Raw genomic sequence first — 25444 nt, forward strand, 5'->3', positions numbered from 1 at the left:
CCTCCTCCCCGCGCTTGGCAAGCTCATGGGCTATAGTAACGCCAACTATTCCCCCACCGATGACCGTTATCTCGCTCTTTTCGGGAAGGTTTCTCGTCGGCATCTTCACTCCCTCCCGGCGACAACTTTCATCTTGACGTTCTTTATGGGTGGCCTGGCCACGGGTATGTCGAGCCTGTCCATCGGCGTTCCACTCCGCTGTGAGACAAGCAAAGCTCCGTTGAATAGGCAGAAGCGCCCCTGACAGAAGCCCATCGCGAGGTGTGTGAGTCTCTTTATAATCTGGAGGTCCGTTATGCCACTCTTCACCACGTCGTCAACCTTCTTCAGCGTGACCCCACAGCCACATATCTGGACGTCATCGGCGTTGAGGCCCTCAAGCGGGAGCTTTGGAATCGGCCTCGCTACCGGCTCGTATTCCTTCAGCTTCTCCTCGTAGATGCAGGGTTCTGCCTCAAGACCGAACTCCCTGAGGATATAGGCCCCGACGAGCTTTCCTTCGAGGTAGTTAGCGTAGTGGGGCTTTATGCTGACTGCACTCCCGGCGACGTAGATTCCGTCGCGGATTCTGTGGTTCGAGTCTATGACCGGCCTGTAGTAGCCCCGCTTGAAGTAGAGCTTCCCACCGGCCTGTGTGATTGGGTTTATGTCGGGAATCCTGCCATCGGCCATAATCACCGCGTCAACCTCGTAAACGTTGCCATTCTCGTCTATGAGGCGCTCGACTTTGTCGTTTCCTTCAACGCGCTTTGGATTTGGAACTACGATATAGTCAATCCCCCAGTGCTCGAGCTCAGCAATTATCTCCTCAGGAAAGGCCCCAACGACGGCGACCTTCTTGCCAGGTGCAACGTTCCAGACGTTGATAACCTCAAGGGCATCACTCCTCCTGAAGACCCCGGGATAATCGTTGTTCTCGAAGAGCATTATGGAATCGACGGCACCAGTGGCCAAAACGACTCTCTTCGCCATGAACTCTATTAGCTGATCGTTCCTAACGGCCGGAACGAGGAAGTACTCACCCTTGTCAAAGACACCGAGGGCCGAGGTCTTTAGAAAGACCCTGACGTTCTCGGGGAAGTTTGTGAGCTTCTCTATAGCCTCCCTCGGGTTTCCAAGGCCCTCCTGCTCGACTCCTTTGAGCCACATATCCCCTCCAAGCCAGCTCTTTTCCTCAATGAGCGCAACGGTAAGCTTTCCGCCGATTTCCTCAACAACACCCAGTCCAGCCGGTCCCGCACCGATGACGGCAACGTCAACGACATAGCGGAGAACGGGCTTGTTCTCGTCTATCTCAACCTGCTCCTGAAACTCGTCATAGCGTTGTCTCTCAATCCTCATGCCGTCCTTAAGGATGAGTTTCCTGCCGTTGACATTCTTGATACCGTTCACCTTAACTGGAAGCGGGCCGAAAGTAAACGCCCCGCGGTGCCTTCCCTCTGTACTCGTAGTGAGCCAGTAAACGCCGTTGGCGAGCATGGCAACGGGGAATTTTTCGCCCTCGTAGGCCTCGTAGGGCTTCCCCTCGAAGTAAATCGTGATTTTCCTAGAAGGGTCCTTCTCGGTCAGGTCGAGTTGTCTCATATGACCACCCCGAAAATTTTACGGCCAGCGTTCGACCTTATACACCCATGCTTATAAACGTTGGGTTGTACAAGAATGGTTGAATTCCGGAGAGTCAGAAAAAACACAACAGAGTAGTCATCTGGCGTGAATCTCCACTATATCCCCATCTTCAAGCACGTGGTCGGCCCCAACCCTCTGACCGGGGAACTTGACGCTCTTACCCCAGACTCTAGCATAGCGGAAGTTCTTGGCGAAGTCCTTGTGAATCCTCTCCGCCAAATCCATAACAGTCGAGCCCTTTTTGAGGGCAACTGGAGGATAGGCCGGCTCCTCCCCGGGGCTCTTCGTGAAGACGCGGATTATTCCGGCCAAATCATAGAGCTCGTCCTTGAGTTTGTCTAGGTTTATGCCCTTCTTAGCAGAAACGGGGACTATCTTAAAGCGGTCGCCGTAGGCCTTTACCAGTTTCTCGTAGTTCTCCTTGCTTCCGGGAGCGTCGCCCTTGTTGGCTATGATTATCGCCCGCCTCCAGACGAGGCTTTCATCTATTGCATCGGCGAACTCTTCCAGCGTTACCGGTTCTTTGACAGTTATCTCGGCGGAGTGAATCCTCTCCTCGCGGAGCATCTTCATGACCTCGTTTATGTCGCCCTTGATGTTCTCCTGGCCGTTGATGACTATTCCACCCATTGCCGTCCTCTTTATTTCCACCCGGGGCTTCCTCTTGTTGACCTTTATCCCGGCCCTCTCGAACTCCCTGAGAAGGATTTCCATCTGCTTGAGCGGGTCCTGGGAGAGGTCCACCACGATGGCTATGGCATCGGCGTTCCTTATGACGCTCAACAGTTGGGGCCCCATTCCCTTACCGAGCGCTGCCCCCTCAACTAAACCAGGAACCTCAACGAGCTGAATCTGAACGTCCTTGTGGTGCATCATCCCCGGAATGGGCTGGACTGTTGTAAAGGCGTAGTCCGCCACATCCGCATCGACGTTGGTAAGGGCCCTCATGAGGGAGCTTTTGCCGACGTTTGGCAAACCGGCGAGAACTATCTGGGCGGCCCCTTCCTTTCTCACGGCCATTGAAGGCCCGCCACCGCCCTTCCTGAGCTGTCTCTGTTTCTCAAGCTCCTTTCTGAGCTCGGCCAGTTTTCTCTTTATGTGTAATCTGAGCTTCTCCGTTCCCTTGTGCTTCGGGACGGTGGCATACATCTTTTCGAGGGCGCGAATCTTCTCCGGGATTGTCTTTGCGTTTCTGTACTCCTCCTCAGCCGCTAGATACTCTGCCGTCACGTTCGTTGGCATTCCTGCTCACCCCCGGCCCGGAACTAAAAGACGAACGGCATTTTATAAACATATGGTTATTGTGAATCGGCAAATTTATAAGGACTATCGAAAATTTTCCATGCCGGTGATGAATATGTCGAGAAGTGGTTTGGATGATGTTGATAGAAAGATACTCATGATACTCCAGAGGAACAGCAGAACGCCCCTCCGAGAGATTTCCAAGGAAGTCGGCCTTGCCGAATCAACAATATATGAGCGTATAAAGAAATTGAAAGAGAGAGGGATAATCAAGAAGTTCACAGTTATACTCGACCCCGATGCCCTGGGATTTAAAATCCTCGCTTTCATACTCATAAAGGCCCGGGCCGGAATGTACGGCCATGTTGCAGATGAGCTCAAAAGGTATCCCCAGATATGCGAGGTATACGAGACTACAGGAGATTACGACATGCTCGTCAAGATCAGAACGAGAAGTAGCGAAGAGCTCAACGAGTTCCTTGACAAGATTGGCGAGGTTGAAGGGGTAGAATCAACTCACACGATGGTCGTTCTGAAGACCCACAAGGAAACAACTGAGCTCCCTCTTTGAACATTTTTGCCCAGTTAGGGTTATAAATGGCCTGTGCTATTCTCTTTTGAGAGCTCAGGGGGTGGTGGAATGAAGGTTCTGTTCCTCAGCGCCAATGATTTTGAGGACGTTGAGCTGATTTATCCGCTCCACAGGCTCAAAGAAGACGGCCATGACGTGTACATAGCGAGCTTCCAGCGCGGAAGGATTACTGGAAAGCACGGCTACACCGTGAACGTTGACCTCGCCTTCGACGAAGTTGACCCGGATGAGTTTGACGCCCTCGTCCTCCCTGGCGGAAGGGCACCGGAGAGGGTCAGGCTCAACGAGAAGGCGGTCTCAATAGCCAAAAAGATGTTCGAGGACGGAAAGCCCATCGCGACAATCTGCCACGGACCGCAGATACTCATCTCGGCAAAGGTTCTAAAGGGCAGGAAGGGAACGAGCTACGCGGGGATAAAGGACGACATGATAAACGCCGGCGTCGAGTGGGTTGATGAACCTGTTGTCGTTGACGGCAACTGGGTCAGCTCAAGGCATCCCGGAGATTTGTACGCCTGGATGAGGGAGTTCGTCAAACTGCTCCGCTGAGAAACCGTTTTAAGCCCTCCCTTCTTTCTTCTTCCGGTGGAAGAATGAACCGGTGGGAGCTCATAAGAGCTTTTCTGACGGGGCCATTAGTCGAGGCCACAGTTCCAAAGCCCGGGAACGTGAGCAGGAAGAGGGACTTTGAGGATTTGAGCATCTACAACTTCCTCGTTGCATATCCAGCTCTGGGGAGTATCTACCACGAGACGGTGAAGAGGGCCGAGTCCATACGCTCCGGCCTTCTAAAGCCAAACGAGGCCGGAATTGGGGAGCTCATAAGGAGGGGAGTGGAGGCAACGAAAAGGGTTCAAGATGCAAATCCCAACTTTGGGGTTATCGTCCTCTCGATTCCCCTAATCATGGGCCTAACCCTGACGAAGAAGATTCCGGAAGGTGGGGAAAAAGCGAGATTGTTCATCGAGGAATCAACGGTAAGGGACACCATGGAGCTTTACAGGGCCATAAGAACGGCGAACCCAAAGGGCCTGCCCAGCGGAGTGAAGTACGACGTCTATTCTGACAAAGCCTTCGAAGAGCTCTTCAGGGACCAGATAAACCTCATGGAACTTGCGAAGATGAGCGCCGGGAGGGAGCTCGTCTTCGGTGAGTGGGCTAACGGTTACGAGCTCACGTACAGAACGTTTTGGAGAATGGCAGAGGAGCTCCCATCGCCTTTGGAAGAAGCAATCCCAAGTGTTTTCATAGAACTGCTCTCCGAGAATATCGATACGTTAATCCTCAGGAAGGCCGGAAGAGATGAGGCAGAGCTCGTCAGAGATAAAGCCCGGGAAGTTCGGGAAGAAAGGTTGAGTTTGAAAGCGTTTGAGGAGTTCATGGAGGAAAAGGGCGACCTCAGGAACCCGGGCAGTTTGGCGGACGTCATGGCGGTTTCGCTGAGCCTGCTGTTTCTGGCCGGAGTGAGAGTCGAAATGAGAAACGGGAAGGCCTGGCTGGTCACCTCACGACGGTGAAACGTTTTGCAGCTGGAGAGTAGCCGAAGGCTTTACTGTCGATGACGACAGCGTCCTTTCCGAGCTCGTCAACGACCCTCACAGGAAGTCCGGAGAGTTCGAGAACTTCCTCGTCGCCACCGAATTCCTCGTTTACCTGGGCCTTTATGAACTCGTAGGCTTCCTTTCCAACGAGAACAACATCGGGGTTAAATCCTTCAAGCTTTAACTCGTTTGCTTTCTCCTCAATCAAGCTGAGAACTCGTATCAACTCTCCACGCATTTTCAACACCATTCCTGTTTGGAAATCGACGCTTTAAGGGTTTTGGAAATTAAAGACCAAAAGCCCCCTTGATGCCGTTTATAATCATCTGGACTGCCATCGAGGTCAGGATTAGACCCATCATTCTTGTCATAACCTTTATACCGACCCTGCCGAGACGGGCCTTTATCATGTTTGCCGAGCATAGAACGAGCCAGACCGTAATACCTATGAGAACTATTGTTATCAAGACAGCAACTCTCTCCGAAAAAGTTCCGGCCTTTGCCATGTAGAGCATGACAGTTGTTATAGCACCGGGACCGGAAATTAGGGGAATTGCCAGGGGAATTATGGCAACCTCCTCAAGGGTCACCACTTCCTCATCGAACTCCTCGGTTTCTTCTCTGCTTATTTTGACGGAAGAAAGCCTGCCAGAGAGCATGTCCATGGCCATCCTGAAAAGAAGAATCCCACCCGCTATTGCGAAGGCATCGACGCTCGAACCGAAGAAGCGGAAAATCCACTGACCGATTAGGGCAAATACTAGGAGGGTAACAATGACAGTTATTGCAGTTTTTGTGGCAATTTCCCTTCGCTCCCTCAAGCTTAGGTCATGGGTAACGCTCAGGAATACAGGAACGGCCCCAATAGGGTTTGTTATTGCAAACAGCCCACAGTAGAGCAGTATGAGGCTTTTAAGGAAAGTTACAATGTCTATCATCCAATCACCAACCGAGCACGAGGAAAGGGCTTTAAAAATTTAGTGGTTTTTCCTATTTGTAGTTTTATAATTAGAAAAACTTATTAAGGTTTCAAAATTACAGGTTTTGGTGATGTCATGGGGCATTCAATCCACTACAAAACCAATATCGCTAGATGGAAAGACTTTGAAAAGCTAGTGGAAAGGATAGCCTACGGCATAGGCTACGAGGTTGAAGTTGGGAAGAACTACCTCGTGCTCGACCCGGGCCATCCTCTAGTCGAACCCCTGATTATAGAGAAAAAAGGGATGGGCTTTGCCAAGACCAACCTGGTAGAGCCCCACCATTCCATATACCTGCTGGTTCTTCACTCGGTTGCGTTTTTCGGCTCCGTTGAGCTCTGGGAGGACTGAGAGAGGTAAACTTCAATTATTCTAATAGGCTTTGCACTTCTAAAGTTCCTATTCTCCACAAGGACTTTAACTATCCTGCCCGGTTCGGCATCTGGAACCGCAGGTAGCCAATAGAAGCCGGGTTTGACGTTGGCTGAGATGTCGTCGTGAACGAAAACCCTAACTAGATCCCCTTTAATTTCTTCAACAACTCCATAGGTAAATTCTCTACCGAATTTTCTTTTAAAATATATCCAGAAAACAACTACTAAAATAACAATAAGCCCTAAGAATGAATAGTAGGAGTACGGACTCACCCCAGCCTTTTTCAACACAACGTAACCAACGAATGAAAATGAAGAAATAAGAGAAACACCTGTGTAAAACACTCTATATGGCTCGGGTTCAATGAGAAATCCAGAGTATCGTTTTAAGTAATATCTAAGATACAGGAGATAACAAATGGACAGTATCCCCACTAGTCCAACCTCTTGTGTAGATACTACCAAGATAAACGCCAAAAGTACATATAGTAGAAATGCTATCTGAAGATGAAGACTTACCAATTCATGAACTGTAAATCCTTTTTTCATGAATTTTGAAATAAATCTATGGACAGGAGGTTTTTCGGACGGCTTAGGATTAAAGAACAAAGTTATACCCCTAATAATCATTCGTGCTAAGTTCTCAATTTTTTCACCTATAGAATAAAGAAAATCTTCTAAACTCATGCGTTTTCACCCCGTGGTATTAAAGACTAGTATTTTCGTAACATTATCTAAATGGAATGCTGGGTATTCTTGAGTAACAGTTTCACCAGGTACACAGTAAGACCCACCCATTGCCACACAGTTGAGGAAATAGAAGGCAACGCTATCATAATCTGGAGGCAAGGATATATGAAGACTCGTAAGAGCGCCTACTAATGCAGGATCTGTTGACTCAGAGGGGACCAAGAAGGTTATAATACCAACAGGGAGTGAAGAGTTAATCCCAAGTTCACGCTGAACTCTGAACGCCATATCTGTGTAAGCTTGTTGTCTTGCAACGTATGTTGCATATGGGACTCTTTCAAACCGGTTCAAGATTGTAGGATAATACACTGTCTGAGCACCGTAGTGTCCAGTTGAATTAACGCCGAGGTAACACCACCCATAGACTAAATTTGTAACGTTATCTATGTCATAATAACCATAGAGGTTTCCAGGATATGGAATCTCGCATGGGTTAATAACTCTTGTGTATATACCATTAAGAGATGCCGGAAGTAATGGATCTTCAAAACCAGTAATGCTAACAGTAGCATAGATAAAACCTCTAGAGGGAATGCTTCCAGAGAACATGACTCTCCCGGAAGAGTCCCTAATGGTTATGTTGTTTATCTTAGCTATTGCAACAATATGAAATGAATCCAGCGGAGCAATTGTTAGATTAAGGTGTGATTTAAACGCGGAGAAATTTGAAGGACTTATAGTTAGGCCCAAAGAGGATAAATAACTAACTAAATTGTTAAACCAAGCTTTGAGTGTTACGTTTTCCATTTCACTTTGGGGAATACCATTTAAAGTCCCGTCTAACATTAGAGTTTTCATTGCATATGAAGCGTTGGTTGATGTTAAAAATCCATTAGTGATTACATAGTCGGTCAAAGATAAATATGCCCTTTTTAGGCTTAAATCAAGGGCATTTTGAAAATCTTTCTTAACGGTAGATATCGCAAAAGTATCCCTAGAAAGGAGCAAATTCTGAGACTGTGCGTTCACTATACTGGAAGAAACTCCCTCATAAACCGCAACGAGGAGTAACAAGGGAATGAGTATAACTATAACAGCAACATTAATCAGGAATCCATTTCTTTTCATAGCTCATCCCCTCCAAATCCGTAAAGTAACTTCGATGGGAGCAATTGAATTGGGAACGTTCCTAATACCAATAGCCTCAATCTGAAGCCCTTGTAAATTAACCATAATTGGATTAGCCCGCGTACCGGGAAGGTTCAAGGTATCGTTCTTAGCTCCCAACTGAACAAACAATCTAAAAATTGCATTGTCCAGCGCATATTTAAGGGGCTTAAGCTCAGATGCAGATATTGAGAGTGGTGTCTCAGTTGGTTTACAGTTGCCTATAATGACAGTTCCGTTGTATATTGTTCCGGTAAAATTATAATAATAAGTCAGGTTATATCCACAAGAGTTGTTTTGGGAATAATAAGGGAATACATTACCGTATGGAGCATAGCCATTAAGGAAGTAATACACAATAGCCCTGCTGTCCTCATATCTAAACGTGTAATCGATATTATCACTAAGTATGCGGAATGTATTCGTTTCGCCTGGAACCATTATGGAGTTCAAAAGTTTTGTGTAGGCAATTCTAATAAGATACAAGTCTAGAGGTTCACTTAAGACCTTAACATTGGCCCCTGGCCCTTCATATAGAGTCAAAGTTCCACTGGGCCAACCTGTAAACTGAATAGCACTCCACACATCAACGTACCATGGGATAACGTTTTGAGGAAGATAATAGCTGAATGTCATGCCAGTTGGCAAGCCGTTCCATGAAGCAGTAACTCCGTCGGGTGAAAGTTGGTATATGTTCCCAAGGGGTATCATGAATTTTGTTACTGACACTCTTGGAATATAAGTGATATTGATATAGGAATTGGGATATCCATAGAGTATCCTTTCTTGAGTATATGAGAGATTGTAGTCTTGTCCCTCATATTCCATTTTTCCAGTATTAGAGTTGTAGTAAGCATCGAGAGCAATAACTAGGTTAAAATTCTTCTTACTCAACTCACTTAATGTAGTGTATTTTTTTAGTGCACTCACGAGTGTTGAATTGGATACTATAACCTCAGACGTTGTGGAAGGGTTAACCCGAGCAGTGTACAGAAGGTTCAGAGATGTCCCATTAGAGTAGTATATCCTCACAGTAGTTACTCCAGAAACAGTTAATTTCATGCTTATCCCAGTAATGTTTCCAGGAACAAAGAGGGAGTTCAAATAATACACTCCAGTATGAGCACTTTCAATGGTATATAACTTTACCAGTCCTGGATTTTGAATCGCGGGATATGCCGTTTTGTATTTCATAAAAATCCAGCTTCCGCTTCCAAAGCCTATTTCGTCTGCCCACCAAGGAGGATTCGTGAAGTATGCACTGAAAACATTTGACCCGTTTTTGAGCTCGCCTGTTATGTTTAAAGATTGAACTCCCGTGCGGGTAACAAGTCTGTTATTAACATAGAAATACACATTTTCACCGGACCTAGTTGCAAGGTTTAAAGTTCCATTTGTTATGTTAGCATCATTAGGCAGAGAGACTGAAAATGTCACATTAAGATCATTTTCATACCATCTACCCCAACCACTATAGTAATAGGCTCCAGCCAAAACCCTCTGTATGCCAATGAGTTTTTCTTGAGATGTTATTAGCTTTGTAATATAAGCCTTTGCAACATATCCCCTAGGAAGGGCGTTTTGGGAATATCCGCTAACCAAAATAGTTGCGGATCCTACATCTTGAGCTGTAGAGTAGTTATTTCCAAAAGTTAGATAAGGACTCGTATAGTTATTTATTATAAGCTGGTAGCTGTAACCTTTGATAAGAGACCTTAGGAGGTACTGGAGAATTATTTCAGAATAGTTCTTAAACTGAGAATAGTTGTTCGCCAACGCCCAATAAGTGGCAACTATCTGAAGAGGTGGCATTTGGGGATTTACATAGGTTAAATTCAATATCCCTGAAGAAATCCACTCATCTATGACCGTTGAAGGAACCAAGTTACTTATCGGAACCGTTCTGAGAGTATCGAGAACATGTTGAGCTATCATTTTGTTTTGAAAATGTGATTGAGTTAGATATACTCGTCCCGTGTTCTCGGCTACAGCACTTATACTCGCAATGAATATAAGGGCTAAGACGAGAGCTAAAACTGCATCAAGGGTAAAAATGAAAGCTTTTCTTCTCATTTTAACCACCCCATATTAATACTTTCATCAGGCCATAGCTGTATACCGGTCTCATGTAGAGATTCATATTTGCAATGTCTTGCAAATCTACCCAGGGATACCCTGCTATAGAATACGCCCATATGGTAAACGTCACGCCACCATTGAGAGTTTCAAAGGGTACTAAACACTTCCATGGAACGAGCAATACTGTCCCAGACACTTTTACATTACATGAAGCAACTTCAGAGCTGGCGAAACCATAAACAACAGTATTATTTATAGAGGCCACCGCCAGGATTGAATATCCAGAGTAGTCTTCCCCAACATAAGTAGATACCAACGTGAAGTTACCGGTCGTTGAGTTTGGCACTTCTATCTTTAAGTACCCTATTGGAGCGAACTGGAGCATGCCTCCATATAAGGCCTTAGGAAGAGATGTTCCAGTAAGATTGTACTCTTTAGAATACAAGAGCATTCTAACCGCAATAATCCTGCTTGCCTGTTCAACCCAACTTGATGACTTCATCGACTTAACTGCCAGAGTGTTGTTAACAAGACTACCATTAATCATTGAAATCTGGAAATAGGAAGAACTGAGCTGAGAGAGACTTGGGTAAACATAGCTGACGTTTAATGATGTGACGTTCAGTGAGAGAGTGGAAGTCGTTTGAGGTACGGTACAAATTGCTAACTCAAAAGGAGGCAATGGGGGAAGGGAATATATCCAGGTTGAAGATGAAATGTTGGAATAAGGTGGAACCTGCGGAAGAGTCTGATTTGGAGTTACGAGAGATACCCCATTTGGATCTATTAGCACATCTGCCGTTAGGGATGTGGAAGAATATGAAACTAGTTTTAAAGGAGCTTCATATACGCTAGCTTGAAATCTTCTAACATAATAGTAGTCAACATATACATACCAATTCTTGTCCCAATTGGTAAGACTTGCATCTGATGAAGTCCAACCACTATTTCCTTGTTGGATATATCCAGTCATATCATAGTCAGAATCAGAATACAAATATCCCTCTAAAGCATACCAGTTATTATCATAGAAGTAAAGATATCCTCCATGTATTGTTAAACTCTTTCCTCTAGGACCAAGCACAACCCCATAATAATAATCCTCAAGTATCCAGAGATATGAATCATAGTAGCCATTCTTATAGTAAACGAACACACTACCGTCGTTTATAGTTATTGTGCCGTTAGCATAGACCTGATAACCTATGTATGCATTTTTGCCGACAGTCAACGAAACACCAGAGGACGTTAAGTTGAGATACTGATCAACAACGAGCTTATCCCCAACTGAAACAGGCACAGTTGAATATTTTCCGGTCGTAAGGTTTCCTCCAACATAGAGACTTCCTCCGATTTCAACTCCATATCCGGCCAAAACTGTAAAATTGTCAAATACCACGGTAGTGTTACCAGTTTTGAGGGTATAGTAAGATGATGAGCCTTGAATAACAACGCTCCCATTTACGACTAAGTTTTCCCTGGCCGAAACCACTCCAGTATAACCAAGTATTTCCAAGCTTCCATTTACGTATATGTTTCTTCCAACAATAGTTCCATAAACAGTAGCGTTTCCATTTATATAGACGTCTCCAGAGGCATTTATAACTCCATCATACCCCAAATAGAGAGGACCGTTTATGTAAACAGAGCCATTGCTCAAAATCTCTGAACTACTCAGGGATGCGTTACCAACTATGTAGACTGAACCATTAGAAGATAAAGTAGCAGTTCCTCTAGCTAAGAGATTGCCACCAATGTAAGTTGAACCTCCAACCGCTAAATAAGCCCCATTTGCTAGTGTTAGGTTTGAGTACTCGTAGTATGAACCTCCAATAGTTGCAACTCCATAACTGGCTATGGTAGTGTTCTTTAATATGTAAACAGAGCCAGTAGCATTGAGAAGACCTCTGTTTCCAATATAAGCAGAGCCGTAAACGTAGAGCGTCCCAACATCAGCGACGTTTCCACTACCCGCTATATAGAGACTTCCATTGATATAAGCAACGTTTGAAGCACTCAGAGTACCACTATTGGCCACAGAGAGGTTCCCATTCACATAGAGAGAAGATGTATTTACCGAACCATCGGAGCCAACACTTAAAGAGCCGTTTACACTGAATGTTTGACCGACATACAAGTTAAAGTTGTTTCCAACAAAGGCTGAGTTCAAGATGCAGACACTGTAGGGATTACCATAATAATTATAGCTAATCCCTGAATGAGAGAAGTAAAATATGCCCGTTGGACAGTATATCACAATTGAAGTATCATTAGGCAATACACCGGCTTGTCTAAGACTACATATCTCAAGAACTGAAGGCACAGAAGGAAGTATTGATGAGACACTAAACGAGTAGTTTGCAGAGATTGAAGAGTTCACAAAATAAAAGGTAAGCCTGAAGTTATTGTGACCAGACAGGTTCCAGAGAGCATTCAAGAGAGCGGAGTTACCTGAGCGAACACCATCAAATAGGGTTGTAATTTTGTTGTAATCAACATACTGTCCATTGATTGACCTTAATCCCGGAACCCTAACAACACTTAAGTTCCCTGTCCAATTTGATGGTTCCCCTGGTGTGTTGATAAGAATGTCCAGCATGTTATCTGCCAGATTCGTTCTTTCATACCAGCTCAACATTGAAGAAAGTCCATTCCCTATGTTTTGAGATGCAGACGTAACAGCGGAAAGGATGAAAATCACTACAACAAGTGCGACCAGAGCATCTAAACTTAACAGCTGACCCTTTCTCACTTCACCACCACCCCGACTTGGATTACATAACTCCTAAAGGACAACACACTTCCATTATAAGCAAACCCCTTCATTGAAGAGAGACTCCTTACAATGTACTTCTCAAGCGCATTACTTAGGATTGTAGAATTAACCGAGTTAACACAGTTTATGTAAACTGTTGTATTGATGAGGTTTCCGTTTTGAGTTAATCCGACTCCCTCGACGTTGCACTGTAGTGAGCTGTAGTTGTAGAGACTGACCACAGTATTAAGGGGAGAGTATTTTGAAGCATTCACAACAACACCAGAGTTTAAATACAAGCATCCACTCATCGCAGTTGTTTTAACATAATAAACTATTTGATTCTTTGTATCGGATTGATAATAAGCTCCGCTAACTATCACAATACCCACTAGTATTATAGCTAGGATAAACATCAGCTCTATTGATACTTGGCCTCTACTTTTGAAGGACAACCGATATCCCCCCATCTGGAGAGGTCATGGAAGTTATTTCAAATGTATCATTACCAGGAGTCAAAAGGACACTAGATTGTGAAAGCACGGGAACCTGAAGTCTTTGGATGACAAGATAGTGTTTTCCATTGAGTTGGGCATTTACAACCACGGTTTGATTTGTCGTTAGGGTAATGTTTATCCAGTCCCCAGGATACAGCTGAAACGGTGGCTTTTTTTGAAGTGTTATACCCGGTCCAGAGGCATAAACTTTTGCAACCGAGTCTCGGATATCTATTACAAATACCTTTAACTCCATCCCCTTTCCCAAGGTTTGCATTTCCTCAGTTTGGGAGGTCCCACTAACGATTAACCCAAGGACTGTTAAGGACACAAGGACAAGGGCAAACAATAAATCAAGGCTTATCTGGCCCTTTTTCATTTACGAACCACCCGGATGAATGTTTATGTAAACCTCTTGGGAAGTTGAGTTATAGGTAATTCCTACGGGCAAATCTGGGTTCCATTCAACAACTACTTTAAGGGATGAGGGAAGCAGGGTAGGAGCGATGGTTACATTGAACCCTGGGTCTACTGTAGAGTTATAGGGGAAATAAGTTGGCACCCATACTCCCGTGCGGTTACTTCCAACTAACAGAGGGGCCGAGCCATTGTTAAATACGGCAACTGCAACAACTGAATTTGTAGCGTTTGGGGGGAACAATGGGTGAGAACTACCAAGGAACATTATACTTACGACAGGATTGGAGAGGTTAAACGCCCTCTTTAAATACCCTTCATTACGAAGGAGAGCAAACTTAACATAAGCTGTGGCCTTTGATCCAGGTCCTTGAGCATAAACTTGGTCAATTAGTCCTGCTATGGTATTAGCAGTACTCTTTTCTTCAAGAGCTATTTGAACTGCCAGGGCACCGTTGGAAGGAGAGTCCGAACTAAACGTAACGTTTCTAACTGAGTAGAGTAGCATAATTAACATTATCGCAAACACTAGCATGAATTCGAGCGAAATTTGACCCCGCCTTTTCAGGACTAACCCCATTACTCACCCTCCAATATAAAGATATAAGGAACAATATTTAACGATTACTCCTCAGATTTACCTTCAACAACCGCAAAAATGCCGGATGGCGTTTTCTTGGTTCTAATACCGAAGTAACCCTCGGTAAAGAGTTTAAATTTATATTTGTCCGCGGAGAGACGGTGCTTAGTTAGAATAACCCCCAACTCATCGATAAAGAACTGGGTGAGCTCGTAGTAAATCAAGTCAAGTGAACTTCTGACCCTGTCCCGAACCGCGAACGCGAGGGGAAGGAGTGAGAGGCCGAGAAGCACGAGGGGCGAACCCGTAAGAGCTGTCAGTGCACCGGTCAAAACGATGACCCCTGCAAGAATGACGTATGCAACCTTCTCCATCCTCTTAAGCCTCTTTCCCAGCTTAACTTTCTCCTCCCAGATGTCAAGCAACGCCGGATTGTAGAAGTCGAAGGCCGTATGTCTCTTCCCTTTGGCAATTCTCTCCCTTATCAGGGCATCCCAGTCGTCGGTGTAGTAAATAACCTCCCCGCGGAGCTTTGCCCTTTCCGCATCTAGGGAGGAGATAATCCTGATTAGGTCCTCCGCGCTCTCATGGGCTATGTGGGAGTAAACCGATTTCTCATCGAGTTCGAGGGCCACTTCAACGGAGTCCCTGATTTCACTCATTCTTTTTCCTCCTGAGCCCCTTTATGAGACCACCTATATCCGGAAGCTCCCCGGAGGATTCATCGGGGATAACTGTGGGGTAGACATCATCAAAGTCTGGCAGACCGTTGAGGAGTTCACTCTTCTTTGTTTCGGCTTCCCTCTTAGCTTCCATGAAGGAGCGGGCGTATTCCTTGGCAGTCTTCACTATCTCCACTATGCTCCGGCTCTCGTAGATTCCGCTGAGGAGCGTTACGACCTCAACCTCCCTCTCGCGCGGGTCCGGGTAGAAGCCACGGAAAATCTGCTTGCCCCGGATTTTGCTCGTAAGGTAGTCCAGAGCTTCGAAGATGTCATTCGCCTTGAGAACCTCCGGCGGTCCGTGTATAGCGACGAGCCCGTAGAGAGCCGATTCTATGTTGGCGTCTAGGTAAAGGCCCTCGCTCTCGAAGGAGCGTATGATTAACCTCGACAGGCTCTTAACCTTGCTCGCATCGGCCTTCGCGTAGCCCACAGTGGCGAAGCTCCCGAAGGCCTTGAGGACGAACTTTAAGTCGCTGGCATCCAATGTCTGCTCACCCGGGACATCTACCAGAGCAAGCAGGGACGCTATCCTCTCCACTATGGTGTAATTAATCCTCTCGTAGGCCCGGCTTATGTCATCGTTGCCTTCCTTGAGCTTGTTGTTGTCTATCGCGATAATCGAGTCCGCTATCTTGGAGAGCTTGTCTATGGTTATGGCCGCGTTTATGGTCGGCCTTATGCCCTCCTCCTTCAAAGGCAGGGCCCCTATGGCGACCACCAGGGAGTCCGGGTACTCCTCCTTGAGTGCCTCAGCCAGGACGGGCGTTCCACCGGCACCGGTTCCGCCACCGAAGCCGAAGGTAAGGAAAAAGATGTCAACGTCCTCGTAGCCGACTATGGAGTTTATTTTTCTCATCACCAGGGGCAAATCACGCTTCATGGCCTCCCTGCCAAGTATCGGGTTGGCATTGACGCCCTTTCCCCCAGTGAGAGCCTCTCCAATGAGGATTCTCCTGTCCTGAGGAACGTGCTTCAGGTAGTCTAGGTCGCCCCTTGAGGTGTTTATTGCAAGGGTCTCGAAATCAACCAGCGCGAACAGGTCGGCTATCTTCGTCCCGCACTGGCCAATTCCTATTATCAGGGCCCTCAAGGGCTTTCACCTCACCACTATCTGCCTGAACATGCCGTCTTCGTACGTTAGTATCATTGCGTCTCCCCTTATGTAGCGTATGAATCCCGTGGTGAATAGCTCAACGGCCATCCACCGGCTTGAGTTGGAGTAGAACACGAAGAGGACCCTTCCCTTGGAGGTGTAGCCCGGTATTAGGACCACGGAAGAATCCATGGGCACGGTGTAGTTGGCAACGATCACGGTGCCGTTTCCAAGGTCGAACGCCAGGTACGGGTTGTAAGCCGAAACGTCGTAGCTACCGTAGGGGGCTATTACTATGTAGTATCCTTTACCGATTCCAGTCATGTTGCTAAGGTTGAATGAATCGCCATAGAGCCTTACAAGTGAATCGTAGACCTTCTGGGTATCGTTTGAGGGGAGGCCAATTGTTATTACGTTGAAGAGCTCTGAGCCAAGAGCGAGCCTAATTTCATCGAGGGTAACCTTTGGAACGAACTTGTAACGGGAAAGGTACATCACCGCGAAGGCCGTCTCGACGGTTTTACCATTGATTTCCCCACTTTCCTTGGCCTTTATCACGAAGTTAAGGGTGTCCCTGCTGAAATTGTAGCCGAAGTTTGCGAGAACGTCGGTGGCGCGGACGGTTAATTCAACAGTCGGCTTCATCTCTACAACACGACCGCTAACCGGGTCATAGTAGGGCTTCCAGTAGGCCCAGCCACCATCAAAACGCTGTGAAACGAGCCACTCGGCGTGAGGTTTGAGCTTCTCCTTGGGAACAACCCCGATAAACGCCTCTAGTATTGAGACCGTTGTTAGAACATCTGGCCGAAGCATGTAAGAGAAATACGGTGTTGAGACGTATATTCCCCATCCCCCGTTGGAGGTGCTGAGAACCCAATTGATTGCCCTCTGGATTAGGGAATCGTTCGCCGGAACACCAAGGTCGAGAAGCGCCCTAACGGCGAGGGCCGTTTCGTAGGGCTGGGGACCGAGGTTGTTGCCCCAGAGTCCGATTCCATAGGGGAGCTGAGAGGCGATTATATCCCTGATTGCTTCGTCTTTCTCCTCCTTTGAAAGGGCATTGAAGTGGATGAGCGTCTCGAGGGCGTAGAAGTAGGCCGGAGAAAACCTGTGGGTGCTTACCATCTTCTGGGCATCCACCTTAAGTGCTTCCTTCGACCACTCAAGGGCCTTTTCAATGGACTCGTTTGAAGGAACACAGTATTTGAGGGCCAGAAGGGCGTAGTAGGTGGCCTTCTCATTGGAGGGTCCCAACTCAACGAGAGGCCATCCCCCATCCTTGTTCTGGAGGGCCTTTAACTCCGAGCAGGGTGCCGCGTAGGGGTTCCTCTCAACGGGAATCTCGGGAGTGTACTGCTCAAGATACGAAACCGCCAGAAGGGCGTAGGCAGATGTCTTAATAACTTCAGGGGTTGTTAAGGGATAGCTGGGGGCCGAAAGCCAGTATGAGTAGTTTCCAGAGACCCTTGCCAGTTCGAGGAGCTTGCTAACGAAATAGGAGGTTGTAAAGTCCAGAGGCCTCACAAGTTCAAGGGCGTAGGTGAGCATTGCCCTGTCAAGTACAGTTACATTCGTACCCTTCAGAACGTTTTCAATCTCAGAAACGAGCTCCTCCGGAACAGGGTAGCCAACGGAGTGGAGGGCTATCACTTTAAGGGCAAGGGTCTGTTCCTGCGGGAGTGTGGAAGGCGCTGACAAAAGAAAATTTACGGCTTCCTTTACAGGACTTTCCGTGTAGTAATAGCCATACTCCCCGAGGGCCCAGACGGCCATGGCCGTTGGATAAAACTCTGGCTTTGTTTGCGGAACGTAACCCCACCCGCTACCTGAGCTGGAATCCACCAGATAGGAAACCGCCTTGGATATTCCACCCGAAACAAGACCGGAATGAATCGGTGAAACGTAAGGCTTTGCCATGATTAAAGCTATGAGGGCATAGGAGGTATCCACAACGTTGCTCGTCTCGTTGGGGAGGTAACCCCATCCACCGTCAGGATTTTGAAGGGAAAGCAACTTCATAGCAAGGGAGTCAATTTCACCGGAGCTGGCGTTACCAACGGCCTTCTGGGAACCCGAGAGAGCCATCAGAACGAGGCTCATGTCCCTAATGCTCTGAACGTTTGATGACGCATCGGAGAGAAATGCAACACCGCCATTTATCACTCCCGCGGAAGCAGTAGGAAGGACTATGAGCATAAGGATTAAAACTAAGGCTGTCCTCTTCATGCAATCACACCCCAACCAAAAATGGAGAAAGAAATAAATAAAGTTTTTCACGCCAAATCAATCGCTGATAAACCTTCCCCTAAGGCCCCTGCCACGTGAATCAACGTCGTCACGCATTATAAGCACGACCCTGCTCGGCTCGTATTCGTCCTCGATGTGATAACCGGGTAAGTGCTTCACGAGCTCCTCGGCGAAGGCCTTGATTTCCTCATGGCGGGGCATGTTGTTTATGGTCAGTCTGTTCCTTGAGAAGCCGACGAACATATAGGCCTTTGCCTCCACGAACATCGGGTTAGCTATCTTAATCAGCTCGGCGTACTTCTCTGGGCTGTGCATGTTCTCGCCCTTCACCAGCGTCAGCCTTATCACGGTCCTCGTCTCCGCGTCACGCATGAGCTTTAGCGTCTCCTTAATCCTTTCCCAGCCGTCGGGAATCATGGGGACGTTTACACGGTTGTATGTCTCTATATCAGGAGCAGTGAGCGAGACGTAGAGCTGAGTCGGTAGCTTGTCCTCCCTCATCATCTCATCAAGCCTTTCCGGAACTGTGCCGTTGGTGACTATGAAGGTTGTGAAACCCCTCTTGTGGAACTCCTCGACGAGGTCACCCATGTAGGGGTAGAGCATCGGCTCGCCGGAGAGACTTATGGCTGCGTGCCTTGGGTTCCATGCCTCCTCGAACTTCTCCTTTGGAACCTTCGGATTGCCCTTGTAACCAACCAAAAGCTTCCTCTGGGCCTTGATGCTCTCCTCGACTATGAACGCTGGGTCGTCCCACGGCTGTGGAAGTTCGGTCCCGAGGAAGCCCTCCATCGGGCGCCAGCAGAAGATACAGTTATGGGTGCACCAAGCTAAAACCGGCGTCATCTGGAGACAGCGGTGGCTCGCTATTCCGTAGAACTTCTGCTTGTAGCAGAACCTTCCCTTTGTCAGACTCTCCTTGAGCCAGTGGCAGAGTTTAACTCCGCTGTGCCTTCCAACTAGTTCGTAGTGCTGTTTTCTGAAGAGGAGCGCGATTTCCTCGGGCATATTGGGGTTGGCCTTAACCACTATCGCCATTAGTCTCACCTAACCGAAGACTCGGGGGAGGTTTTAAAAAGGTGATTGGTCGAGACTGTGCATCGTCGAAAAATCTTTCGGCAATCTGCGAAAGATTTAAAAGGAAAAGGTCGAGGTTGCCACCATGAAGACCATAAAACCCGAGCCCATGCTCAAGCCCAGAGAAATAGTTCTCTTTCCCGTTGAGGACGGGGAGGAAGGCAACGAGAGGCCCAAGGTCAGGCTCCTGCATGAGGTAAAACGCTATCGCCTGGCCTGAACGACGACGATGTCCTCAAAAAAGACGTGCTTCCTTGCTACAACCTCGGCACTAAAGCCGGCATCCTCAAACCTTTTCAGAGTTTCCTCAATCCCCGTTATCGAGCTCTGGACGAGGTAGACCCGCCCTTCTGCGCTCAAATAGTCAGGAACCTCTGCTATGAAGCGGTCTATCACCTTCCTGCCCCTTTCCCCACCGACCAAAGCAAAATCTATGGGTTCTTCAGGTCTGCCCGGGAGGTAGGGGGCGTTGAAGGTTATTACGTCGAACTTATCCCCAACCCGCTCGAAGAGGTCGCTCACCTTAAACTCAACGTTTTTAATGCCGTTCAGCCGGGCGTTTTTCCTCGCGAGTTCAACCGCCTTGGGGTTTATATCAACGCCGAGAACGTAACGGGCCTTCTTAGCCATTAAGAGCGCTATCAACCCGGTCCCAGTTCCAACATCTAGAGCTCTCTCGCCCGGTCTGACCTCAACGGTCTCGGCCAAAAGGAACGTATCCTCTGCCGGCTCATAGACGTTTTCGTCAAGTAATATTTGAAGGCCGTAGTAGGTGGGCATGATGGAAATTTTCAAAGATGCGTTTTATTGGTCTTTTGGTTTTATTTTCGAAAAATATTCGTAACCAAGCTGTAAATTTTGAGTATTTATCAATGTGATACAAGAGAAAAAGGCTTTTTGTAAAATTTCCTTTGAATTCCATGATATTTAGCATTTTGTCATATGTAATATCCAAAAGACTTAAGTACATCAAATTTTATACGAGTGCGCCAAAACATACAGGGGTGAACAAAGGTGAAATGGAAAGATTTGATAGGTGGATTTTTGGTCTTGGCTTTAGTTGTGTCGCTCTTTGCAGTGCCCGTGACGGCCAAGGGTAGCGACACAGTAAGGGTTGTTGCCCTGATAGACAAAGACGATTTCAGGGGAGAGGCCGTAAGGGGCATTGGAGGTAAAATCGTCTACGAGTTCAAGTTGATAGATGCAGTTGTCATAGACATACCCAGCTACGCCGTTGGAAAACTCGCAAAGATTGAGGGAGTTAAGAAGGTCGAGTTCGACTCCCAGGCACAGCTCTACAGGGGCGGTCCCCCTTGGCTCATCAGTGAACCCACTCAGCCCGCTCAGGAAATTCCCTGGGGAATAGAGCGTGTTAAGGCTCCCGACACATGGAGCATAACCACCGGGGAAAGCAACGGCGTCATTGAAGTGGCAATCCTCGATACCGGAATAGACTGGGACCACCCCGACCTCGTTGATAACATTGCATGGGGGGTTAGCACTTTAGATGGAGAGGTAAGCACCGACCCGGCGGACTGGTACGATGGAAACGGTCACGGAACCCACGTTGCTGGAACAATAGCCGCTCTAAACAACGACATAGGCGTTGTTGGAGTCGCCCCGAACGTTGAAATATACGCAATAAAGGTCCTCGACGACAGGGGAAGTGGAACCTACACGGACATAGCCATAGGAATTGAGCAGGCCCTCCTCGGCCCAGACGGAATACTCGACAAAGACGGCGATGGGATAATCGTCGGCGATCCCGATGACGACGCTGCAGAGGTAATAAGCATGTCCCTCGGCGGTCCGAGCGATGACGAGTACCTCCACGACATGATAATTCAGGCCTACAACTACGGAGTTGTCATAGTTGCCGCGAGCGGTAACGAGGCCGCAGACCAGCCGAGCTACCCGGCCATCTACCCAGAGGTTATAGCGGTCGGTGCAACGGATTCAAACGATGAGGTTGCATACTTCAGCAACCTCCAGCCAGAAGTCAGCGCTCCGGGCGTTGACATACTCAGCACCTACCCGGACGACACCTACGAGACCCTCAGCGGAACCAGTATGGCAACTCCACACGTCAGCGGTGTCGTTGCTCTGATTCAGGCGGCATACTACAACAAGTACGGCAAAGTCCTCCCGGTCGGAACGTTTGAGGACGATGACACAAGCACAGTGAGGGGTATCCTTCACGTTACTGCCGATGACCTCGGAGACCCCGGCTGGGACATCTACTATGGCTACGGAATAGTCAGGGCCGACCTGGCCGTTCAGGCGGCCATTGGGTGAATTTTCTCACCTTTTCTTTTCGATTTCCGTAAATAAAACCACGTTTTCCTTAGAAAAGCGTTGAAGTCAAAGGAAAAAGGGAGAATCACTTCTTCCACTCGGTGTAGCCACACCTTCCACAGGACCAGCGGTCCTTGTGGTTGGCCATAAAGACACCGGGCCCACAGCGCGGGCAGAACTTGTTCTTCCTGATGACCTTTCCGCCCTTAACCTCGTAGAGCTTCCACTTCTGGCTCGTCCTCTTTTTCTTCGCCATTTACACCACCTCACTCCTCCTCTTTCTGGATGAGCCCGTCGCGGAGAAGTATGTACTCGGGCTCGATGTAGAGCATCCTCTCCCTCGTCTCGTAGGCCTTGGCGTAGCCCTTGGAAACGTGGCTTCCAAAGTAGCTCCTGATGTACTGTAAAACGGTCGTGTTCGGGTCGAGGTCGAGCATAGCGACGAGCTTACCCTTCACCGCTTCCCTGCTCGGGGTAGGCTCGCCCTCGTGGAGTATGTCGAAGTATATCTCCTTTCTCCCGAGGAGCTTGTTCTCCTTAATCTCGGTCACCTTAATCTCCATCACGAACCACCTCCATCTTGGCCAAGATGCGCGCACACCTGCGCTTGCATTCGGGTGTTACCTTTATAAGCACTACCCCCTCGTCGGGCTGGCCGTAGAGGACTATACTCCCGTAAGGGGCATATAGCACGGCGGGAATCGCGCCCAAATCCTCCTCACCGCTGACTAGTATGTGAACCGGCCTGCCCCTCTCGACGAGGCGGAAGGCCTTTCTGATGGCATCTAATAAAGCTTTCGTTATCGTCCCGGGGGGATTTGAAACGGTCATGAAAACGGCCTTCGCGTTTATGTCGGGAGAATAGTCAGCTCTTTTGGTTTTGAGGTCGTATAAAGCCAGAGAAGGAGAAAGGCCGAGCTTGAGGACGTTCTCGGTGACGACGTCCCCAACCGTGACGACGGTTTTGCCTCTAAGCTCGTCCTTAATTCGAAAGTAGGGCTCCGGGATGGGGCCCCTTATGAGCTCCCCCAGGGGTTTTTTAAGCTCCCGCCGGAGCTCTCTGGTTAGGCGGAACAGCATTTCACCTGACCCTTATAGCGTATTTGCCCGGTACTTTGGCGGCCTCGGGTATGCTCTCACGGAGCTTCTTCGCTATTCTGCTCTCGGTGTCGAGGATTATAACCAAGTCGAACCAGTCGTCGCTTAAATCCCTGCTACCGCAGACTGGACAGCGATCCTCGGTGGTTATGTAATGACAGTGCCTGCAGGCCCTCTCCTTCGCCATGGTCACTCCTCCTTGGCCTTTCTCTTCTCCTTCTCAATCCACTCGAACTTGCCGAGACCGGGCTGGCGCATCGTCATGTTAATCTTGTTCTCCCTGATGATCTTGCTCTTGACGCTTATGCCTATTATCCTCGCCCTGACGTAGTCGCCGAGCTTCAGGATACGTTTGGTTTCCTTGCCTATGAACTGCCTGTTCTTCTCGTCGAAGACGACGTAGTCATCCATGAGCTGGCTTATGTGGACGAGGCCGTCCATCGGGCCTATTCTGATGAAGGCACCGTAGGGCATCATCTCGACTACCTCTCCCTCCACGACCTCGCCGTTTTCAGGCTTCCAGACGAGGACGTCGAAGATGACCTCGTGGTAAGTTGCCCCATCGCCCGGAACGATTATACCCTGACCGACGTCGTGGACGTCGAGGATGGCCAGAATAACTCCCTCGTCCCTGTCGTAGATGCCCTCGTAGGTCTCGCGGAGAACCTTTTTAGCGGCGTCCTTGGGATCCATTGTGAACATTCTCGGGGGTATTCTGACGACGTCCTTAACCGTCAAAAGCTTGTACATGCCTCAACCTCCTTGTAAATAAGAGGGGAAAAGAAATCACTCCTTCTTTCCAAACTTCTCCTTGTAGAGCTCTACGGCGCGGAGTATCTCCTTCTTCGCTTCCTCGGCGTTACCCCAGCCCTCGACAGTGGTAGTTTTACCCTGGAGCTCCTTGTAGCGCTGGAAGAAGTGGGCAATTTCGTCGAGAAACGCCTTTGGAACGTCGTCTATGTCCTTCCAGTCCTTGAAGTAGGGATCCTCGACCGGAACTGCCAGAACCTTCCAGTCCTTGTCGCCAGAATCTTCCATCTTCATTATCCCTATGGGCCTGGCCTCGATTATGGTGAGCGGGTAAACCGGCTCGCGCATTATGACCATTATGTCGAAGGGGTCGCCGTCGTCGTACCAAGTCTGCGGGATGATTCCGTAGTCAACTGGGTAGAAGAACGGGCTGTAAAGGACACGGTCGAGCTTAAGTAAGCCAGTCTTCTTGTCGAGCTCGTACTTGTTCCTGCTCCCCTTCGGAATCTCTATAAGAGCGTACACAACCTCAGGAACGTTTGGTCCGGGCTCAAGCTCGTGGAACGGGTTCATCTCTAACCACCTCTAACCCTTTTCTTAGAATTCCTAAGGTGGCTTTCCCCTTGGGCTTTTAAAGTTGTTGGTTCCGGGCTAATCCGCCCGGTACTCGTAAACGGTTTCGCCGTCTGCAATCGCGTAAACTTCAACTTCGCCGTCTCTGTAATGTATTACCGGCCTGTCGACTAGTTCAAAGACCCGTTCCAGGTCCTTTGGGGATGAGAGCTCAACGCGCCTCCCTCCGGGAAGAGTTCCATCAACCGTGTACTTTTCCAGGCCCTTAAGCACCTTGGGTTTGGTCTCTCTCCTTTCCCTCCTGGCATAGACGAACCCCGCCGGTGGAATCGCAAAGAGGAGCGCCATGGCCGGGAAAACAGTCCTGGCCGTTGAGATCTCAACGTCGGAGCCAGCTAATGAGAGAGAGTTAGCCGTCACGCTGACGTTTCTGACGGTTTTCAGATAGCTTTTTTCGGCACCCTCGAAGTACAGCATGCCCGAGGCGTCGCGCTTCAGACGGATTTCCTGAGTGAAGGGTTCCCTCCCGTTGGCCAGAACTTTCACAGTGACGTAGACTTCCCTCTCGGCCCTGTAGAGGCCCGTTCCCTCGCGGATTTTTCTGAGCTCCCCGTCCATCTCGGTGAAGTTCAGCTCAACGGGAACATTGAATGAATCTGCGAAGACACCCTTAGCGAGGAGCTTCGTCCCGTTGAGGAGGTAAACCCTCCGCTTTCCAGAGGTGACGTAGTAGTTAACGTGAAGCGTTACCTCGTAGCTTCCCCGCAAGCCGTTGGAGAGGAAGCGGTATTCGCCCACGATTGAGTCTGTTATCTCGGCAGGATAATATTGGAGAGAAGTTCCGTTTCGATAAACGCTCTCGTTCGAGAAGAGCCCGTAGTTTGCGAAGTGACCCTCCTGCGTGTAGGCTGTCGAGTAAGTTGCCTCCGTTGTTGTAGGCTCCCTAGAGTAGGCAACGCCGGAATAGACGGCAAAGGTAAGGGATAGGAAAACCGAAAGGGCGAGGCCAGTAGCTATGGCCCGTTTTTTGTAAACCTTCATAA

29 protein-coding genes are annotated in these 25444 nt (G+C 48.3%); 6 read left to right on the forward strand and 23 right to left on the reverse strand.

The features are described 5' to 3' along the window. Positions 1-105: 105 nt before the first annotated feature. Positions 106-1584, reverse strand: coding sequence for an FAD-dependent oxidoreductase (locus MVG27_RS08615; protein ID WP_297549061.1), 1479 nt, complete (start codon positions 1582-1584; stop codon positions 106-108). A gap of 117 nt (positions 1585-1701) precedes the next feature. Then, positions 1702-2868: a GTP-binding protein gene (locus tag MVG27_RS08620; RefSeq protein ID WP_297466334.1), complete on the reverse strand. Its 1167-nt coding sequence runs from the start codon at positions 2866-2868 to the stop codon at positions 1702-1704. A gap of 115 nt (positions 2869-2983) precedes the next feature. Here MVG27_RS08620 and MVG27_RS08625 point away from each other — a divergent pair, with 115 nt between their 5' ends. From MVG27_RS08625 to MVG27_RS08635, 3 genes are all read left to right on the forward strand, one after another. After that, on the forward strand, positions 2984-3439 hold the full coding sequence (locus tag MVG27_RS08625; RefSeq protein ID WP_297549071.1) for an Lrp/AsnC family transcriptional regulator: 456 nt from the start codon (positions 2984-2986) through the stop codon (positions 3437-3439). 69 nt (positions 3440-3508) lie between these two features. Continuing rightward, positions 3509-4009 (forward strand): deglycase PfpI, encoded by a 501-nt coding sequence (gene pfpI, locus MVG27_RS08630; protein WP_297549058.1) that lies wholly within the window; start codon positions 3509-3511, stop codon positions 4007-4009. A 44-nt stretch (positions 4010-4053) separates the two neighbouring features. After that, positions 4054-4977 carry a triphosphoribosyl-dephospho-CoA synthase gene (locus MVG27_RS08635; protein WP_297549056.1) on the forward strand — a complete coding sequence of 308 codons (924 nt, stop codon included), beginning with the start codon at positions 4054-4056 and terminating at the stop codon, positions 4975-4977. Here the strand turns inward: MVG27_RS08635 and MVG27_RS08640 are convergent. Next, complete coding sequence (locus MVG27_RS08640; protein WP_297549069.1) at positions 4961-5239, reverse strand: family 4A encapsulin nanocompartment shell protein; 279 nt, start codon at positions 5237-5239, stop codon at positions 4961-4963. The two genes, MVG27_RS08635 and MVG27_RS08640, sit on opposite strands and share 17 nt — an antisense overlap. Before the next feature lie 49 nt (positions 5240-5288). Continuing rightward, on the reverse strand, positions 5289-5939 hold the full coding sequence (gene snatA / locus MVG27_RS08645; protein WP_297549054.1) for a neutral amino acid NAAT transporter SnatA: 651 nt from the start codon (positions 5937-5939) through the stop codon (positions 5289-5291). A gap of 117 nt (positions 5940-6056) precedes the next feature. Here snatA and MVG27_RS08650 point away from each other — a divergent pair, with 117 nt between their 5' ends. Further along, complete coding sequence (locus MVG27_RS08650; RefSeq protein ID WP_297556511.1) at positions 6057-6332, forward strand: TonB-dependent receptor; 276 nt, start codon at positions 6057-6059, stop codon at positions 6330-6332. Here MVG27_RS08650 and MVG27_RS08655 read toward each other — a convergent pair. The 11 genes from MVG27_RS08655 to twy1 are packed head-to-tail and all read right to left on the reverse strand — an operon-like array spanning position 6287 to position 19646. After that, the gene (locus tag MVG27_RS08655) at positions 6287-7042 is read right to left on the reverse strand and encodes a DUF2101 family protein (RefSeq protein WP_297556513.1); all 756 of its coding nucleotides are present in this window, start codon (positions 7040-7042) and stop codon (positions 6287-6289) included. The genes MVG27_RS08650 and MVG27_RS08655 overlap by 46 nt on opposite strands. 6 nt (positions 7043-7048) lie before the next feature. Next, entirely contained in the window at positions 7049-8173 is a 1125-nt protein-coding gene (locus tag MVG27_RS08660; RefSeq protein WP_297556515.1) for a hypothetical protein, read from the reverse strand. Between the two features lie 3 nt (positions 8174-8176). After that, positions 8177-10285 (reverse strand): TPM domain-containing protein, encoded by a 2109-nt coding sequence (locus MVG27_RS08665; protein WP_297548933.1) that lies wholly within the window; start codon positions 10283-10285, stop codon positions 8177-8179. 1 nt (position 10286) lies between these two features. Continuing rightward, positions 10287-13043 (reverse strand): hypothetical protein, encoded by a 2757-nt coding sequence (locus MVG27_RS08670; protein WP_297548935.1) that lies wholly within the window; start codon positions 13041-13043, stop codon positions 10287-10289. Next, positions 13040-13462 carry a hypothetical protein gene (locus tag MVG27_RS08675; protein WP_297548937.1) on the reverse strand — a complete coding sequence of 141 codons (423 nt, stop codon included), beginning with the start codon at positions 13460-13462 and terminating at the stop codon, positions 13040-13042. Before MVG27_RS08675 ends, MVG27_RS08670 begins: the two co-directional genes overlap by 4 nt. Before the next feature lie 22 nt (positions 13463-13484). Continuing rightward, positions 13485-13922: a hypothetical protein gene (locus tag MVG27_RS08680; RefSeq protein WP_297548939.1), complete on the reverse strand. Its 438-nt coding sequence runs from the start codon at positions 13920-13922 to the stop codon at positions 13485-13487. Continuing rightward, positions 13923-14540 (reverse strand): class III signal peptide-containing protein, encoded by a 618-nt coding sequence (locus tag MVG27_RS08685; RefSeq protein ID WP_297548942.1) that lies wholly within the window; start codon positions 14538-14540, stop codon positions 13923-13925. Positions 14541-14584: 44 nt separating this feature from the next. Beyond that, positions 14585-15202: a hypothetical protein gene (locus MVG27_RS08690; RefSeq protein WP_297548944.1), complete on the reverse strand. Its 618-nt coding sequence runs from the start codon at positions 15200-15202 to the stop codon at positions 14585-14587. Beyond that, entirely contained in the window at positions 15195-16355 is a 1161-nt protein-coding gene (locus tag MVG27_RS08695; protein ID WP_297548946.1) for a cell division protein FtsZ, read from the reverse strand. Before MVG27_RS08695 ends, MVG27_RS08690 begins: the two co-directional genes overlap by 8 nt. Before the next feature lie 6 nt (positions 16356-16361). Continuing rightward, positions 16362-18587 (reverse strand): prenyltransferase/squalene oxidase repeat-containing protein, encoded by a 2226-nt coding sequence (locus MVG27_RS08700; RefSeq protein WP_297556518.1) that lies wholly within the window; start codon positions 18585-18587, stop codon positions 16362-16364. 57 nt (positions 18588-18644) lie between these two features. Further along, positions 18645-19646, reverse strand: coding sequence for a 4-demethylwyosine synthase TYW1 (twy1, locus tag MVG27_RS08705; protein ID WP_297548996.1), 1002 nt, complete (start codon positions 19644-19646; stop codon positions 18645-18647). A gap of 124 nt (positions 19647-19770) precedes the next feature. Between twy1 and MVG27_RS08710 the strand changes: the two genes are divergently transcribed. Further along, positions 19771-19905, forward strand: coding sequence for a hypothetical protein (locus tag MVG27_RS08710; protein ID WP_297470064.1), 135 nt, complete (start codon positions 19771-19773; stop codon positions 19903-19905). On the opposite strand, the gene MVG27_RS08715 is transcribed toward MVG27_RS08710, so the two are convergent. Next, complete coding sequence (locus MVG27_RS08715; RefSeq protein ID WP_297556520.1) at positions 19890-20465, reverse strand: HemK2/MTQ2 family protein methyltransferase; 576 nt, start codon at positions 20463-20465, stop codon at positions 19890-19892. The genes MVG27_RS08710 and MVG27_RS08715 overlap by 16 nt on opposite strands. A 234-nt stretch (positions 20466-20699) precedes the next feature. Here MVG27_RS08715 and MVG27_RS08720 point away from each other — a divergent pair, with 234 nt between their 5' ends. Further along, positions 20700-21980: a S8 family peptidase gene (locus MVG27_RS08720; protein ID WP_297548952.1), complete on the forward strand. Its 1281-nt coding sequence runs from the start codon at positions 20700-20702 to the stop codon at positions 21978-21980. A gap of 85 nt (positions 21981-22065) precedes the next feature. On the opposite strand, the gene MVG27_RS08725 is transcribed toward MVG27_RS08720, so the two are convergent. The 7 genes from MVG27_RS08725 to MVG27_RS08755 all read right to left on the reverse strand — a co-directional run bounded on the left by MVG27_RS08725 (position 22066) and on the right by MVG27_RS08755 (position 25442). Beyond that, positions 22066-22236 carry a 30S ribosomal protein S27ae gene (locus MVG27_RS08725; RefSeq protein ID WP_297470056.1) on the reverse strand — a complete coding sequence of 57 codons (171 nt, stop codon included), beginning with the start codon at positions 22234-22236 and terminating at the stop codon, positions 22066-22068. A 10-nt stretch (positions 22237-22246) separates the two neighbouring features. After that, positions 22247-22543 carry a 30S ribosomal protein S24e gene (locus MVG27_RS08730; RefSeq protein WP_297063803.1) on the reverse strand — a complete coding sequence of 99 codons (297 nt, stop codon included), beginning with the start codon at positions 22541-22543 and terminating at the stop codon, positions 22247-22249. Continuing rightward, the gene (locus MVG27_RS08735) at positions 22533-23060 is read right to left on the reverse strand and encodes a GTP-dependent dephospho-CoA kinase (protein ID WP_297548954.1); all 528 of its coding nucleotides are present in this window, start codon (positions 23058-23060) and stop codon (positions 22533-22535) included. The genes MVG27_RS08730 and MVG27_RS08735 overlap by 11 nt, the downstream gene beginning before the upstream one ends. 1 nt (position 23061) lies before the next feature. Further along, a complete protein-coding gene (gene spt4 / locus MVG27_RS08740) occupies positions 23062-23265 on the reverse strand; it encodes a transcription elongation factor subunit Spt4 (protein ID WP_297063806.1) in 204 nt (67 codons plus the stop codon). Between the two features lie 2 nt (positions 23266-23267). Further along, a complete protein-coding gene (locus MVG27_RS08745) occupies positions 23268-23828 on the reverse strand; it encodes a DNA-directed RNA polymerase (protein ID WP_297548956.1) in 561 nt (186 codons plus the stop codon). A 36-nt stretch (positions 23829-23864) separates the two neighbouring features. Further along, the gene (locus MVG27_RS08750; RefSeq protein WP_297548958.1) at positions 23865-24401 is read right to left on the reverse strand and encodes an inorganic diphosphatase; all 537 of its coding nucleotides are present in this window, start codon (positions 24399-24401) and stop codon (positions 23865-23867) included. A 78-nt stretch (positions 24402-24479) separates the two neighbouring features. Then, complete coding sequence (locus tag MVG27_RS08755; RefSeq protein ID WP_297548960.1) at positions 24480-25442, reverse strand: hypothetical protein; 963 nt, start codon at positions 25440-25442, stop codon at positions 24480-24482. Positions 25443-25444 lie beyond the last annotated feature (2 nt).

Source organism: Thermococcus sp. (assembly GCF_027011145.1).
In the GTDB taxonomy this organism is placed as follows: Archaea; Methanobacteriota_B; Thermococci; order Thermococcales; family Thermococcaceae; genus Thermococcus.